Source organism: Sphingobacterium sp. UBA5670 (genome assembly GCF_002420705.1).
GTDB lineage: Bacteria > Bacteroidota > Bacteroidia > Sphingobacteriales > Sphingobacteriaceae > Sphingobacterium.
In genome coordinates, this window is sequence record NZ_DIIM01000010.1 from 184,163 (window position 1) to 198,934 (window position 14,772).

The 14,772-nt window shown below is 38.1% G+C and carries 16 protein-coding genes; 12 read left to right on the forward strand and 4 right to left on the reverse strand.

All coding sequences use genetic code 11. From position 1 onward, the window contains the following. Nucleotides 1–7: 7 nt before the first annotated feature. From B3C94_RS09630 to B3C94_RS09640, 3 genes are all read right to left on the reverse strand, one after another. Nucleotides 8–709, reverse strand: coding sequence for a class I SAM-dependent methyltransferase (locus B3C94_RS09630; RefSeq protein ID WP_293902654.1), 702 nt, complete (start codon nucleotides 707–709; stop codon nucleotides 8–10). Then, a complete protein-coding gene (gene pncB, locus B3C94_RS09635) occupies nucleotides 702–1,883 on the reverse strand; it encodes a nicotinate phosphoribosyltransferase (RefSeq protein ID WP_293902657.1) in 1,182 nt (393 codons plus the stop codon). The genes B3C94_RS09630 and pncB overlap by 8 nt, the downstream gene beginning before the upstream one ends. A 159-nt stretch (nucleotides 1,884–2,042) precedes the next feature. Then, nucleotides 2,043–3,557, reverse strand: a complete 1,515-nt coding sequence (locus B3C94_RS09640; protein ID WP_293902660.1) for a DUF6600 domain-containing protein — start codon at nucleotides 3,555–3,557, stop codon at nucleotides 2,043–2,045. Nucleotides 3,558–3,813: 256 nt separating this feature from the next. On the opposite strand from B3C94_RS09640, the gene B3C94_RS09645 reads away from it, so the two are divergent. The 6 genes from B3C94_RS09645 to B3C94_RS09670 all read left to right on the forward strand — a co-directional run bounded on the left by B3C94_RS09645 (nucleotide 3,814) and on the right by B3C94_RS09670 (nucleotide 7,952). Further along, nucleotides 3,814–4,572 (forward strand): MlaE family ABC transporter permease, encoded by a 759-nt coding sequence (locus B3C94_RS09645; RefSeq protein WP_075991659.1) that lies wholly within the window; start codon nucleotides 3,814–3,816, stop codon nucleotides 4,570–4,572. A 6-nt stretch (nucleotides 4,573–4,578) separates the two neighbouring features. Further along, nucleotides 4,579–5,352: an ABC transporter ATP-binding protein gene (locus B3C94_RS09650; protein ID WP_293902670.1), complete on the forward strand. Its 774-nt coding sequence runs from the start codon at nucleotides 4,579–4,581 to the stop codon at nucleotides 5,350–5,352. Nucleotides 5,353–5,357: 5 nt separating this feature from the next. Next, on the forward strand, nucleotides 5,358–6,362 hold the full coding sequence (locus tag B3C94_RS09655; RefSeq protein WP_293902673.1) for an MlaD family protein: 1,005 nt from the start codon (nucleotides 5,358–5,360) through the stop codon (nucleotides 6,360–6,362). 137 nt (nucleotides 6,363–6,499) lie between these two features. Continuing rightward, complete coding sequence (locus tag B3C94_RS09660; protein WP_293902676.1) at nucleotides 6,500–7,201, forward strand: RluA family pseudouridine synthase; 702 nt, start codon at nucleotides 6,500–6,502, stop codon at nucleotides 7,199–7,201. 27 nt (nucleotides 7,202–7,228) lie between these two features. Then, on the forward strand, nucleotides 7,229–7,492 hold the full coding sequence (locus B3C94_RS09665; RefSeq protein WP_293902679.1) for a hypothetical protein: 264 nt from the start codon (nucleotides 7,229–7,231) through the stop codon (nucleotides 7,490–7,492). A gap of 109 nt (nucleotides 7,493–7,601) precedes the next feature. Then, on the forward strand, nucleotides 7,602–7,952 hold the full coding sequence (locus tag B3C94_RS09670; RefSeq protein WP_343555755.1) for a DUF983 domain-containing protein: 351 nt from the start codon (nucleotides 7,602–7,604) through the stop codon (nucleotides 7,950–7,952). A 16-nt stretch (nucleotides 7,953–7,968) separates the two neighbouring features. Here B3C94_RS09670 and B3C94_RS09675 read toward each other — a convergent pair whose 3' ends face one another. Further along, nucleotides 7,969–8,259 (reverse strand): DUF4286 family protein, encoded by a 291-nt coding sequence (locus tag B3C94_RS09675; RefSeq protein WP_293902683.1) that lies wholly within the window; start codon nucleotides 8,257–8,259, stop codon nucleotides 7,969–7,971. A gap of 177 nt (nucleotides 8,260–8,436) precedes the next feature. Between B3C94_RS09675 and B3C94_RS09680 the strand changes: the two genes are divergently transcribed. From B3C94_RS09680 to B3C94_RS09705, 6 genes are all read left to right on the forward strand, one after another. Then, nucleotides 8,437–10,317, forward strand: coding sequence for an alpha/beta hydrolase family protein (locus B3C94_RS09680; RefSeq protein ID WP_293902686.1), 1,881 nt, complete (start codon nucleotides 8,437–8,439; stop codon nucleotides 10,315–10,317). 11 nt (nucleotides 10,318–10,328) lie between these two features. Continuing rightward, nucleotides 10,329–11,987, forward strand: a complete 1,659-nt coding sequence (locus B3C94_RS09685) for a sensor histidine kinase (protein WP_293902689.1) — start codon at nucleotides 10,329–10,331, stop codon at nucleotides 11,985–11,987. Nucleotides 11,988–12,001: 14 nt separating this feature from the next. Further along, complete coding sequence (locus tag B3C94_RS09690) at nucleotides 12,002–12,700, forward strand: response regulator transcription factor (RefSeq protein WP_046674214.1); 699 nt, start codon at nucleotides 12,002–12,004, stop codon at nucleotides 12,698–12,700. A 143-nt stretch (nucleotides 12,701–12,843) separates the two neighbouring features. Beyond that, complete coding sequence (greA, locus tag B3C94_RS09695; protein ID WP_046674213.1) at nucleotides 12,844–13,317, forward strand: transcription elongation factor GreA; 474 nt, start codon at nucleotides 12,844–12,846, stop codon at nucleotides 13,315–13,317. 237 nt (nucleotides 13,318–13,554) lie between these two features. Beyond that, complete coding sequence (locus B3C94_RS09700) at nucleotides 13,555–13,971, forward strand: HIT family protein (RefSeq protein ID WP_293902697.1); 417 nt, start codon at nucleotides 13,555–13,557, stop codon at nucleotides 13,969–13,971. Nucleotides 13,972–14,114: 143 nt separating this feature from the next. Further along, complete coding sequence (locus tag B3C94_RS09705; protein WP_293902700.1) at nucleotides 14,115–14,765, forward strand: DedA family protein; 651 nt, start codon at nucleotides 14,115–14,117, stop codon at nucleotides 14,763–14,765. Nucleotides 14,766–14,772: the final 7 nt, after the last annotated feature.

Here is a 14,772-nt window from a genome sequence, read left to right on the forward strand (position 1 = left end):
AAACAGGCTATTTTTTTAATTCCATGCGAACAAGATATTGATCATTTTCGTCCTCGTACAATATTTGGACAACCCAGCCCAGTTCGTGAGAAATTTTAATCAATAGATCTTGGTCCAAATAAAGCCATTTGAAAAGATTTCCCCGCGTTCCTTTGTACTCATATTGATATTGAATTTCCCCAAAGTAATGTTCCGGCTTTTTAATATTATAATCTTTATAAAGATAACTGATGTCTGAAGAATCAAATATGAGCTGTCCATTCGCTGTCAATAATTCTTTACTATGCTCCAATAATTTTCTAAAACCGTCTATATCTCCAGCAAGGCCTATTCCGTTCATCAAAAGCAAGAGTGTATCATATTTTTGACCGTTGAATTTATAAAAATCTTCGCAGATAATATGTTGTACTCCGCGCTGTTGCATAATGTGGCAAGCTGTCTGCGACAATTCCAATGCATCGACTTCAAATCCTTTTTCCTGTAAATAAAGGCTGTGGCTACCAACCCCTGCGCCTACATCCAATACACGTCCGTCACATAAGGAAAGCCCAATAAATTCCAGTTCGGGGAAATCTTCGGGTTCGCGAAAGAAAATCTCGACCGGCATTTCGTCTTGATCACCATAACTCGTGTGGAGTAACAAAGGAAACTTTTCTTCTTGATGTACAAAGTAATCATCTAAGGCTTCACCGTATACGTCTCTATGCATTGTCATCATCAATCATTAATACTTTTTTAGCTATATATATGGAGTCTTCATCTCCCGTATGTTTCATCGGTTCGTCAGATAGTTTGATGACGGGGGTCCATTGATCATCTTCTGGTAAAGCGTCGGTCATTTTAATGACGATATTCATGGGTTTAAGGCCTACATCATTGGTAAAATTTGTGCCAACGCCGAATGAATGCAAGATTTTGCCTTCGCAGTATCTGGCAATTCTTTCGACTTTCTCATAGTCCAGTCCATCCGAGAATATGATTGTTTTGGAGAGTGGATCAATTCCATTTTTCTTATAGTGTGCAATAACCTTGTCCGTAAATTCAAGTGGATCTCCGCTGTCGTGGCGGACTCCATCAAATAATTTGGTTAATTTTTTGTCAAATTGCTGAAAAAAGACTTCTGTCGTATAGGTATCTGAAAGCGCTATTCCGAGGTCTCCCCGGTAGACATCAGACCAATGTTCAAGACCAAGGAGATTGGCCATCTTATAACCGTATTTAGCAGCATGAAACATAAACCATTCATGCGCGTGGGTACCAATTGGTTTAGTTTCATATTTCATGGCCAAATGCACATTGCTTGTGCCAATAAATGTTTTTTCGCCATATTGCTTGAGTGTGCGAACGACCAAATCATGAACTTCGTAAGAATGGCGTCTGCGGGTACCAAAATCAGCAATGGTGATATTTAGTTTTTTGTATTTTTCGATTTTGCCTTTGGCTGTAGCGATTACTTCTGCATCTGATGCACGCTGTAAACCTTGAGATTCATAAAAAAGCTCACAGATAAGAGACATGAGTGGCACTTCCCAGAGAATAGTACGGTACCAGTAACCTTCAATAATGACTTCAAGATCAGGGCCGTCCTGAAATATTTTGATCTCCTCGGGATCGTAGCGATAACCTTGAAGAAAGTCAAAATAAGTAGGGTCTATATAAGGACAGGTTCGGGCAAAAAATACTTTTTCTGCTTTGGTTAATTTCAAATTAGCCATTTCGTTGACCGCTTCCTTCAGGAGGACGTCGAAACCATCGGGAAATTTATGATGCCCCCGATTAATAAAATGATAGCGAGCTTTGGCCTTTGGAAATAACTTGACCACAGCATGCTGCATGGTGAATTTGTAAAAGTCATTATCTAATATAGAGGTAAATGAAGCCATCTTTATCGATCTGTTTTTTGTTTGAAGCCGTAAATTTACTAATTAACGTCAAAATGTATGGATTGTTCATGATAAATATAAAAAGGTATAAATATAAAAAAGCGGGTAAAGTTTGTCATTCTACCCGCTTTTTTATGCTTATTGTTTTATTTTGTTATATTATCTTGTTCTAGAAGATCTTTCTGATCCTTGTGAAGAACGTCCCGAACTGCGTTCAGCAGCACCTCCTGAAGACCTTGATCGTGATACTGATGATGAATTATCGGTATTCGATCTACTTCTTGTATTTTCATAACTCCGATTTTGTGATGGTTGAGATACAGGCTGTGACACAGGTTGGCTCGAGCGTGTTCTATTGCTACCACCATCATAGTTTCCATTTCGTTGTGGTGTTGTTGTCGGTGTAACTACACGTTGAGGGACAGACTGGTCAGAGCGATTAGCATTTGACCGCGAACGTGAATTATAGTCGGTGTTTCTGTTGTAATCTGTACTTCTGCCGTTGGCTACACCGTTGTTATCAACGGAGCCGTTTTGTCGGTTCCTACTGACAGGTGTACTATTATTTGAGCCATCAGCTTGTCGGCCTGATCGAGTTCTAAAATCATAGTTATTTGTATTGGGTTGTGCCCCGGTGTTATTTCTAGTGACCGTACCATTGTCTCCGGTTCTCGTGTTATTATTAGAGCTACGGCTTGATCCACCGTTGTTAGCGTCGTTTCGAGATCTTACAGAAGCATTTCCACTGTTGTCAATATATAATTCACGACTTCCTGATCTTGAATCGATATTGTCTCTGTTGGTGATAACACGATTGGTTCGATCTGAAATCTCACTATTGTTATTTCGTGTCCGGGTAGAGGCATCAACGACATTTGTCGGACGTGCTGAAGAGCGGGTATTACGGTCTACTGTCGGACGGTACATACTGATTTCATTGCTGCGATTGCTGCTGCTACGGACAGATCCAGGTCTATCTGCATTTGCAATTCGATTTACAGTTACACTTCTTCCTGTCGAACGTTCAATATCGGATCTTCGAGGGCCACCAACATAATAATTGTTGTTAATTATTGTCGTATTATTGATAATCGTGGTTCTGTTATAGATATTGTTGTAATTTCTTCGATTAACGTAATATCTATCCATATCCCGATTCATAAAATGATTGACTGCCACAAATGTCCAGAAGTTCATCGGAATGTTAACTGAAACATTTATATTCATGCCGGGACCCAGAGGTGCCCAACCATAATAGTCGTTACTTTGACGCCAATTTACCCATGCAGGTCCCCATTCATAGTCAGGTACCCATCCCCATCCATAACGATCGTTGTAATTCCAGCGACCATAGTGGAAAGGAGCCCATCCCCAGTCATAGTTAGATACCCACGTATTGCCATAGTCGGTCATTGTCCAATAACCATTGGTTGCATAAGGCTGGAAATTCGGGCCAACGTCAGGAATCCAAACATAACCATAATTGGGGTCATTAACCCATTCTCCATAAGGAGAGAGCTGATCATAGAACATCTGGAATGAAACTCCAGCGTTGTTATAGTTGTTATAGCCTGTATAACCTCCCCGTTGTGCCATTGAAGTAGCGCAACTTGAAAAAGAGGCGATACCGATAAAACCAAGCACCCAATATTTTATGTTACCTAAATTTTTCATCGCAGTAATATTTAAAAGTATGACAAAACTCTATGCTCTTGTCTTTGTTATTATGACAGCATAACGTATAAAATGGTTTAATCGGTACAGTTGAAATCTGATTTTTTTATATTAAAAGTCAAATTGATGATCTTTTTACATAAACGACAATTTTAGATACATATTTTTTATTTACCTTTACCGCTCGAATTGCTACGTGTTTGTTCAGCATAAGACGTGTTTTATGACACATTAATTTGAAATAGACATCATTTAAATGGCTAAAAAACTTCAGACTTTTTTTCTAGAATTCGCAAACATTCACCGTTTTTTGCTACGGTTTTGGCGCGAATTGGTAACTCCCCCATATGAATTCAAAGAAATTGTTCGCCAGTGCTATGAAATAGGCTATAAGTCGTTGCCTTTAATTAGTTTAACGGGATTTATTGTTGGATTCGTTTTTACAAAACAATCACGTCCTTCTTTGGAGGAATTTGGGGCAACATCGATGTTGCCTTCTCTTATTTCGATCGCCATTGTTCGTGCATTAGCACCTTTGGTGACTGCATTAATTGCTTCGGGTAAAGTGGGATCACAAATTGGAGCGGAACTTAGTTCTATGAATGTGACGGAGCAAATTGATGCCATGGAAGTCTCTGGTACCAATCCATATAAATATCTTATTGTAAGTAGAATTTTAGCTACTACTATTGGGATTCCCGTTCTGTGTTTTTATGTTGCGGGTATAGGTCTTTTAGGTGGTTATCTCAGTATGATGAGTAAAGATGACTTGAGCTTTTTGAGTTTTTTTACGCAGGTTTTTGAAACGATAGCATTTAAAGATTTAGGAGCGATGGTTTTGCGTGCGGTTATATTTGGTTTTACCATTGGCGCTGTAAGTTGTTATTGTGGCTATTTTTCTTCAAAAGGAACAGAAGGTGTCGGCAAGGCAGCCAATGCGGCGGTTGTTGCTTCGATGTTTCTGGTATTTATTGAAGAAATAATTATTGTTCAGGTTTTATCGTTCTTTGGATAGTAAGATATGGAAAAGATTAAATCAACTATCGACCATTCGAAGCCGGTCATTGAGATTAGGAACGTCAGCAAGTCTTTTGGTGATAATCATGTCTTGCGAGGTGTAAACCTCGATTTATATAAGGAAGAAAATCTCGTTGTACTGGGGCGTTCTGGAACAGGGAAATCCGTGCTGATCAAATTAATTGCAGGATTATTAAGGCCAGATGAAGGCAGCATCAATGTGTTAGGGGATTCTGTCACGGAATTAAATGATCGTGAATTGCGCGAATTACGTTTAAAAATAGGGTTTTCATTTCAGAATAGTGCACTTTATGATAGTATGACTGTACGAGAAAATCTAGAGTTTCCATTAGTTCGAAACAAGCGCAATTTGACACGGTCTGAAATAAATCATGCCGTAGAGGAGGTGTTGGATGGTGTAGGGCTGTCGCAAGCGATTAATCAGATGCCATCGGAGCTGTCCGGTGGACAGCGTAAGCGAATTGGTATTGCTCGTACGCTGATTCTTAGGCCTGAAATCATGATGTACGATGAGCCAACGGCAGGATTAGATCCAATCACTTGTTTGGATATTAATGGATTGATCAATGAGGTTCAGGAGCGTTATAAAACAGCATCGATTATTATCACACACGATTTAGCTTGTGCGAAGGAAGTGGGAGACCGTATTGTGATGTTGTTGGATGGCAAATTTGAAAGACAAGGGTCTTTTGAAGAAATTTTTGATACAGATGACGCGCGCGTAAGGGCGTTTTATAATTATAATTTTATTCTATAATATACATGAGTAAGGCAGAAAATAAAAGAGCAATCATTGTTGGTATTTTTGTTTTTTTAGGCGTATTGATTCTTTTGGCGGGTATTTTTATTTTGGGTAGCCAGCAAAAGAAATTTACTAAAAATATCGAAATTACGACTTCATTTCCTGATGTCGCCGGATTAAAAGTGGGAAGTAATGTGTGGTTTTCTGGAGTCAAGGTGGGAATTATTAAGAATATTCATTTTAAAAGTGTGCAGGATGTAGAGGTTGTATTGACAATTGAGGAGAAATCTGCTGAGTATATCCGTAAAGATGCCGTGACCAAATTAGGCTCGGACGGCTTGATTGGTAACAAGATCGTTGTGATCTCTGGAGGATCGCAGAATGCACCGACTGTTGAGACTGGCGATTTCTTACGTTCGGCGAAGACTGCAGATATGGAAGCCATGATGGAAACATTGCAGGTAAATAACGAAAACCTAGCCAAGATTACCACTGACTTTGTAGAGATATCACGTGGATTGGCAGATGGAAAGGGTATGGTTGGTGCAATGTTGACAGATACCTCTATGGTGAATACACTTCGTGCGACGCTCCTGTCGATCAGTGCAGCAATGAATAATGCAAATAAAGCATCCGCAAATTTGGTGACATTGACAAACTCTTTAAACAGCAATAAAGGGTTGATTCATGATCTAACGACGGATACTGCGATATTCTCTAATCTGCGCCAGTCAGCAGCACAGTTGCAAGGAGTTTCTCAGACAGCAAATGCATTAATAAACAATTTGAATAATGCATCCAGCCGATTAAACGATAAAGATAATGCGGTGGGTGTTTTGTTGAACGATCCTACTTCGGCAAATCAAATTAAATCGGCAATCAATAACTTGAATTCGAGTACAGCAAAGCTGGACGAAAATATGGAAGCCCTGCAGCATAATTTCTTATTGCGCGGTTTCTTTAAGAAGAAGATGAAAGAGGACGCGAAAAAGGCTGAATTACTTAAAGCGGACAGCGCAAAATAAGTCTGATTAAGAACATATGGAAAGGCTGTACGCTTGCGTAGGGCCTTTTTTAATAATATTGAAGTCATTATTTGGGAGCAAGTCAACAGATCTTTTGAACTGTATGGCATTTAGATTATCCTTTTAGATTGGAAAAAATGAATCACACTGAAATTACAGATAAAGACGTCATCTATGAAGATAATCATCTCATCGCAATAAACAAAAGGGCGGGAGATATTGTACAGGTGGATGAAACGGGAGATCTATCGTTAGAAGATATGGTGAAAACCTATTTAAAAAAGAAATATGATAAACCAAATGAAGCTTTTGTTGGTGTCATTCATCGTTTAGATAGACCGGTCAGTGGTATGATTCTTTTCGCTAAGACAAGCAAAGCGCTGGAGCGTATGAATAAGTTTTTTCAGGACAGAACAGTGAAAAAGGCCTATTTGGCGATTGTTAGACAACGCCCGCGAAAAACCGAAGGAAAACTTATCAATTGGTTGGTTAGGAATAGGCAAACAAGAGTCACGAAGGCGTTTCCGCGAGAAGTGAAGGGTGGGAGTTATGCTGAACTGGATTATACATTGGTAGGCGAATTGAATGGGTTTTATTTGTTGCGCGTTGAACCCCTGACTGGTCGTACCCATCAGATTCGTGCACAGCTTGCAGCGATGGGCTGTCCTATTGTTGGCGATAATAAATATGGATATCCAAGGGGCAGTTCTTTGGGTAGCATCTGTTTACATTCCCGTTCATTGGTCTTTACACATCCAATCAAAAAAGATAAGATGGAATTGAAAGCTTCATTGCCGAAAGATGGTTTCTGGGATAAATTTGAATCTTTGGCGCGCTAATCGTTAAAATTTCAGTACCTTTGCCTTATGAAATGGTTTAAATATTTACTCCTAATATTTACCTTAAGCTGTTCGGCTGTATCTGTTTCTTACGGACAGTGTGCGATGTGTACATTGAACGCTGAAAATTCTACGAAGGAAGGAAATATGCAGGGAAGAGGTCTGAATGACGGTATCTTGTTTCTATTGGTGATACCTTATCTGGCCGCAGCAGGTCTTGGTTATCTGTGGTATAAAAAATATCGCAAAAAGAATCCTGTAACAAAGAAATTCATAAACGAAATAAAATAGATTTTTAATGCCTACATCCAGATTTCATGCAATGATACATTCCAAATGTCCCAAGTGTCATATCGGTAATGTATTTGTAGGAAAGGTATACAGTTTACGTAAGCAGCATATGAATGATACATGCCCACATTGTGGTGTCAAGTATGAGGTTGAACCCGGTTATTTCTATGCGGCTATGTATGTGAGTTATGCTTTGTCTGTCGCAGAGATTGTTACTGTATCCGTTGCGATCGCAGTTCTGACGGGAAGCGAGTCTCCATGGTCATATCTTATTGGCTTAGCTGTCACCATTTTGGTGTTTGCACCTTTTAATTTTAGATATGCCCGCTTAATATTACTTCATTTTTTAACGCCAAAGATCAGTTATGATCCGCGTTATGAATTGGCGGTAGAGATAGGTGAAAATTATCATAAGAACCTTGAGGAAGAAAGCAAAGATATTAATGAAATAAAAAAATAAGAGCTCTTTAGAGCTCTTATTTTTTTAAATACTTCATGGTACTGTCAAAAAGGAAAACCTTGTCCTTATACGCTTCCAAAATAAGTTGCTGCAAAGGGATTAGATGGACCTGTTGAAAATCTGCTATATGTTCTTCCGATGGGAGTATGACCTGAATGCAATAGGTCATCCCTTCATGTGGAGACTGGAGCATCTCTAAGAAATGCACTTGAAATTTTTGGGATTGCACGATATTATCCTGAATCCACGAAACGACCTCCTGATGGATTGTTTCTTCTGCGATGACGGAGACATTGTATAAAAACATAAACAAAAATACGCTATTTTTCGACTATAAAAAAGAATCTCAGAGGCAGAGCGTCGATAAGTTTGAATATTACATTTAATTACTATATCTTGTAAAAATAAGGTTGCATTTCATGCAATTCCGTATTTAATTACAATATTTGGAATAAATGATAAGGATGTATTTGGGATTATGAGGATGAAATTTTGGATAGGTTTATTTTTTTCTGCCATGATCATGTTGGGGTGTCAACGACATAGTGTTGATCCTATTCCAATAAATCAATTTTTTTCTACACCTGAAAAATCAAATTTTAAGATTTCACCGAACGGTCGATTTATAGCTTATATTGGCTTGGATAACCATTGCAAAAATATTTATTTGATCGATTTGGTTCATCAGGACAGTTCTAAGCAGCTAACTTATCAAAATGATATTAATGTTAAGTCTTTTGCATGGAATAATGATTCAAAAATTTCTTTTCTGACTGAACAATCCTCGCAGGACAGTTTACGTTTATATGCTGTGGATATCAATACAGAGAAAATTTGGCCTTTGGTTAAGCCTGTTCGCGGACGATTTCGCTGGATTCATGCAATGACGACCGGGGGCGATAGTTTTATTGCGGGAATTAATGATCGAGACTCCTCGTTTTTTGATCTTTATCGTATTTATTTAGACGGACGGCCACGGGAATTGGTTTTGCAGAATCCGGGGAATATGAGTTCGTGGGTAGTCTCTAATGATGGGCAGATACGATTGGCAGTAGCCAACGATTCAGTGCAACAATCCGTGCTCTATAGGGCGTCCGAGAAAGAACCTTTCAAAGAGATTATACGATGTGACGTCGAAAGCAGTTTCACACCATTGGGTTATAAGGATAGTTCAAATGCTATTATTTACGCCTTATCCAATATAGAGCGAGATAAACTGGCTTTGGTAAGTTATGATCTCGCAAATCAAAAAGAGCTAGGCGAACTTTATAGCCATAAAGATGTCGACGTAAGTCCAGGAGGGTACTTCACTGAACAAAATAAGCTGTTGTTTGTAAATTACAGCACGTCAAGGCAGAATAGACATTTTTTTGATGACGCTACCAAAAAGAAATATGATCAACTGTCGAAGCAGATCGATGGATTCGAATTTCAGGTATTGAACACAGACGTTTCAGGGGATAAGATCATTATCAAGACCTATACAGATGTGAATCCTGGTGGAATCTATTTTTATGATTTTTCGTCGCAAAAATTAACGAAGCTAACGGATAATAATTCAGACCTAAAAGATAAAGAACTATCGCCAAATGAGTATATCACCTATACAGCACGCGATGGTATTCAGATTTCAGGCTATCTGACCTATCCGGTACACTCCAATCGCAAAGATCTGCCTATGGTTGTATTGCCACATGATGGACCTAATGGACGCGAAGTATGGGGATTTGACAATGAGGCTCAATTCTTGGCAAATCGGGGGTATTTGGTTTTTCAGATGAACTATAGAGGTTCAACAGGTTTTGGTAAGAAGTTTTGGACGGCAGGATTTAAAGAATGGGGCGGAAAGATTCAGGATGATATTACCGATGGGGTGAAATGGCTGATCAAAGAGGGAATTGCTGACCGGGAACGTGTTGCAATCGTAGGCAAAGGTTTTGGAGGGTATTCGGCGCTCCATGCAGCTTGTTTTAATTCGGATATATATAAGTGTGCCGTGTCTTATTCAGGATATACCAATCTGTTTACCTATTTTAGGGATATACCGCCCTATTTTAAATCTTATGTACAGAAAATGTACCAGATCGTTGGAAATCCAATTCGTGAAGCTGAATTATTCAAAAATATATCGCCGGTATTTCATTCAGATAAAGTAAAAATACCGGTGTTATTGGTACAAGGCGGAAAGGATCGATTCAGTTCGGTCACAGATGCAAATCAATTTGTGCAGAAATTGAAGAATAATAATATTCCCGTGCAGTACATCTTAAAAGAGGATGAGGATAGAACATTTAAGCGAGATGAGAATGTCTTTGGTTACTATAACGAGTTGGAGCGATTTTTGGCGAAATATCTTGTAGACTAAGGCAGCAGATTATGAAAGCAGAGAAATATAGCTATCGAAAAAACTACGGCCTGTTATTGATGTTTTTCATTGTAATCAGTGGTCTGTATATATTTGCCCTTTTTCTTTCCCGCAATTATACGGAGTCACATATTAAGAATGAATTTACCAATCGGAAATCGGAAATATTTGATCAAACCTTAGTTCCTTTCAATGATTTCTTTCAAAATAGAATTCCTGAGGTGTCTTTTTATCAGGGTTTTTTGGATTCAGTACAAGCGGGAAAATATGCCTATAGTATATTAAGCTCATATCCTTTTGTTCGCGAAATAGGATTTTTTGATTTGCAATTTAATAATGATCACAATCTGAACTACGGCTTTATTGTTAATAATCTTAGAATTCAGCCGAAAACCATTACTTTTTTTACCGTTTCGCGCTCTGGGTTGAATAAAAATACGATTCGGGATCGTGGGCAGATGGGGTTGCATTCCGAGGAGATTAATAATATCGGCGTAAAGCTAGCAACTTATATCGACAAGTTGCAACCGAATGCTAAACTTTCTGATAAGGACATCCTAAAGGTTTTTTATACCATACGACCTGGGCAGATTACCTACCTGAATATTCCCAGGATAAACGACCTGATTGTCTATAAGTCCATTATGGAGGGTAATTTGGACCATACGGTGGGCTATGAACAGGATATGTTTAATTTTCAGATCGATCCAATGTATCTGGAAGTGAAAAATAGTTATTCAAATCTTTATGAGAAAGTTGAAATAGTTCCGCTGGTAGGTGCTCCGATTACCCCAGAAAATGATGAGATTTCCACAGAGATGCCATTGCCTGGAGCATTAGCGGATTATAAGCTCCTTTTTAGGTCGAGCAAAAGTTTTCTTTCTAAGGAGATAAACCGCAGTTTTTGGCCTGTATTGGGAGGAGTGTCCCTGATTTATATAATTTTAATTGCAATACTATATTTAATTTATAGAAATTTAGAAATTAACGGAAGACTTTTTAAATTGCAGTACGATTTCATCAATAATCTTACCCACGAGTTTAAGACGCCTGTAAGCGTTATTAAAATCGCTGGTAACAATATTAAAAGTGCGCAGGTACTCTCTGATGAAGAACGGAAGATGTATGGAAATATATTGGATCAGGAGGCGGATCGATTAAATAACTTGATGAACAAGCTCTTGTCATTTAGTCAGATCGAAAATAAAACAATAAAATTGAATAAAGAAGAAGTTGACTTAGAGGAGTTTACCGAAAATCTAGTAGCTTCGTCAAGAATAAAATATTCGGATTTCAAGATTAGCACAAAAATTGATGTAAGGACATCAATGCTTGCGGACCCGGTACTGCTGAGCAGTGTTTTTCAAAATATGATTGATAATGCCTATAAATATTCGAAAACGGGGCATAAAATCTTGGATATTGCGATACAACAAAACAAGAAGAATTTTGTTATCACTTTTAAGGATGAAGGAATAGGAATTGAGAAGGCTGAGTTTAACAATATCTTCAAAAAATTTTATAGAATAAAAAGTCAATATAATCAGCAAGGAAGTATCGGTTTGGGCTTGGCTTTCTGTAAAGAAATTACTGAATTTATAGGCGGTGATATTACAGTAAAAAGTCAATTGGGACAAGGGACCACCTTTACCTTGGTATTTCCGGTTTAAAAATAAATTTAAATATGAATAAAGACATCACTGTTGCTGTTATTGAAGATGATGAGAACCTACGGTTCTTGGTAAAACATCGGTTGGAATCCGAAGGCTATCAGGTCATCCAGAGTGGAAATGGGAATGAAGCAGAAAGTTTGATTTTGGAAAAGAGACCAGATGTGGTTTTGTTGGATTGGATGCTTCCAGGAAAAGAAGGCAACGAGATCTGTGAAGATGTCCGTAAAGCCGGGTTTGAGAATATCATTATCATGATGACAGCTAAATCTCAAGATGTAGACAAAATTGAAGCCTACAGCTTTGGTGTAACTGATTACATTAGCAAGCCATTCAATATGGATGTACTGATTGCTATGATCGACAATAAGGTGAAATTTTTCTTACCTAAAAACAGTCCGGAAGTTTATAAGTTCGGTCAGACGGAGCATCATCCCAATATTCATTCCCTGATACGTGACGGGAGGAAAGTGGAGTTGACGATCCTGGAGAACCGGATTTTATTACATTTTTTGCAAAACTTAGGCCGGGAGATTACGCGCGAAGAGTTAATGGAGGTTGTCTGGGGATATAGCTCAAATGTCAACACACGGACTTTGGATATGCATGTGGTTCGTTTAAGAAAAAAGATAGAGACCAATCCAGATAAGCCGCATTATCTACAAACGGTACGGGGCTTGGGGTATAAATTTGTTGATGAGGAAGAGATTTAATTATATTTAACAGGTAAGAATTTGTTTTGTTGAAAACAATTATTATCTTCGTATAGATTGAAAGCAAGACCATGTTTCCCGACGAGGGTAATATGGTCTTGTTTCTTTTTTAAAATGTAGAAAATAAGAAAAAAGATAAAATTATGGCAGAAGTAACTTATTTTACGGAAGAGGGATTGCGTAAGCTTAAAGAAGAATTGGCTTATCTGAAGACGGAAGGAAGGTCTAAAATTGCCAATGCTATTGCAGAGGCTAGAGACAAAGGTGATTTGTCAGAAAATGCAGAGTATGATGCAGCGAAGGAAGCTCAGGGACTTCATGAGGCTAAAATTGCCAATTTGGAGAATACATTGGCTACAGCTCGTTTGATTGATGAGTCTAAATTGGATACATCGAAAGTTTTGGCATTATCGATTGTAAAGATCAAGAATAAGAAGAATGGTGCTGAAATGACTTATCAATTGGTTGCAGAGTCAGAGGCAGATCTTAAATCTGGTAAAATTTCTGTTAAATCTCCTATTGCTCAAGGTTTGTTGGGTAAATCGAAAGGCGATACAGCAGTGATCGAAGTTCCAGCAGGTAAAATAGAATTCGAGATCGTAGAGATTTCAAGATAGTATATATGTCGGTTATGTGCGGTATGCCATAACCGCGCATCGACAAATTAACTTTATATTAAGAAGGTCGTGATATAGCAATCGCGACCTTTTTTGTTTATATTTGTTGAGCAGTAGAACAACAAGGTATGGGAATTTTTCTGGTTAACATTTTAACCGTTGCCTACCAAAGGCTTCGAGTCTTCGAGTTTGTATACTGATTATTGTTTAAAAGATTTATTCCAAGATTAGAATAATATGTCGACAATTTTTTCAAAAATCGTTGCTGGGGAGATTCCAGCATACAAAGTGGCGGAAAGTAATGATTTTCTAGCTTTTTTGGATATCAGCCCATTAGCTAAGGGGCATGTTCTCGTGATACCCAAGAAAGAGACAGACTATATTTTTGATATAGAAGATGATGAATATATGGCGCTTTGGGTCTTTGCAAAGATTGTGGCTCAAGGCATCAAAAAGGTAATTCCGTGTGTAAAAGTGGGTGTAGCCGTAGTTGGCTTGGAAGTAGCTCACGCACATATACATCTGGTGCCTATTAATAAGATTAGTGATTTAAACTTTGCTGGACCTAAATTGAGTTTGGGTGAGGACGAACTTCATCAAATTGCGACGACTATTCGAGAGTCTATCGTCAGCATAACTGCGCAAAATCAATAATTAGAATAGATTATATTACACTTGATTTACGTTCATTTTTTAGAAGAATGCTATATTTGTACTTTGTTGTTTCAAAATTGTACGAAAATAGGCATGGAATCTGTTCTAAAATAAGGACGCAACATTGATTTTTACTAAAGGTTATGCATGAACTTTTGTTGTCATTTCAACAATTATTGAACCCGGAGGAGCTATTAAGCTCTGGAGGGTTTTATCTAGTTATCTTAATTGTATTTGCTGAAACAGGTCTGTTTTTTGGATTTTTTCTACCTGGTGATTATTTGTTATTTCTTGCAGGATTATTTTGTGCGCTAAATAAGATTGACGTTAGTATATTCACGCTTTGTCTAGGCTTGTTTGTGGCAGGAGTACTGGGAAATTTTACGGGCTATTGGTTTGGTTATCGAGCCGGGCCCATGCTATTTAAGCGAAAAGATAGTTTCATCTTTAAGCGAAAATATGTGGTGATGGCCGAAGAGTTCTATCATAAATATGGTGGAACAGCTTTAATTATAGGAAGATTTGTTCCAATAGTTCGAACTTTTGCACCTATCTTTGCTGGAGTTGTTAAATTAGATTTTAAAAAATTCGTTCTGTATAACGTTGCAGGCGCAGCGATCTGGGTATTGGTGCTGACGCTTTCAGGCTATTTCTTGGGTATTGAATTCCCTTGGATTATACATTACGTAGAATATGTTGTCGTTGGTATGATTGTTATCGCATTTTTACCGATTGCAATAACATTGCTTAAAAAGCGTATAAGAGATAAAAGAAACAAACAAAATATACAGTAAATTAAAA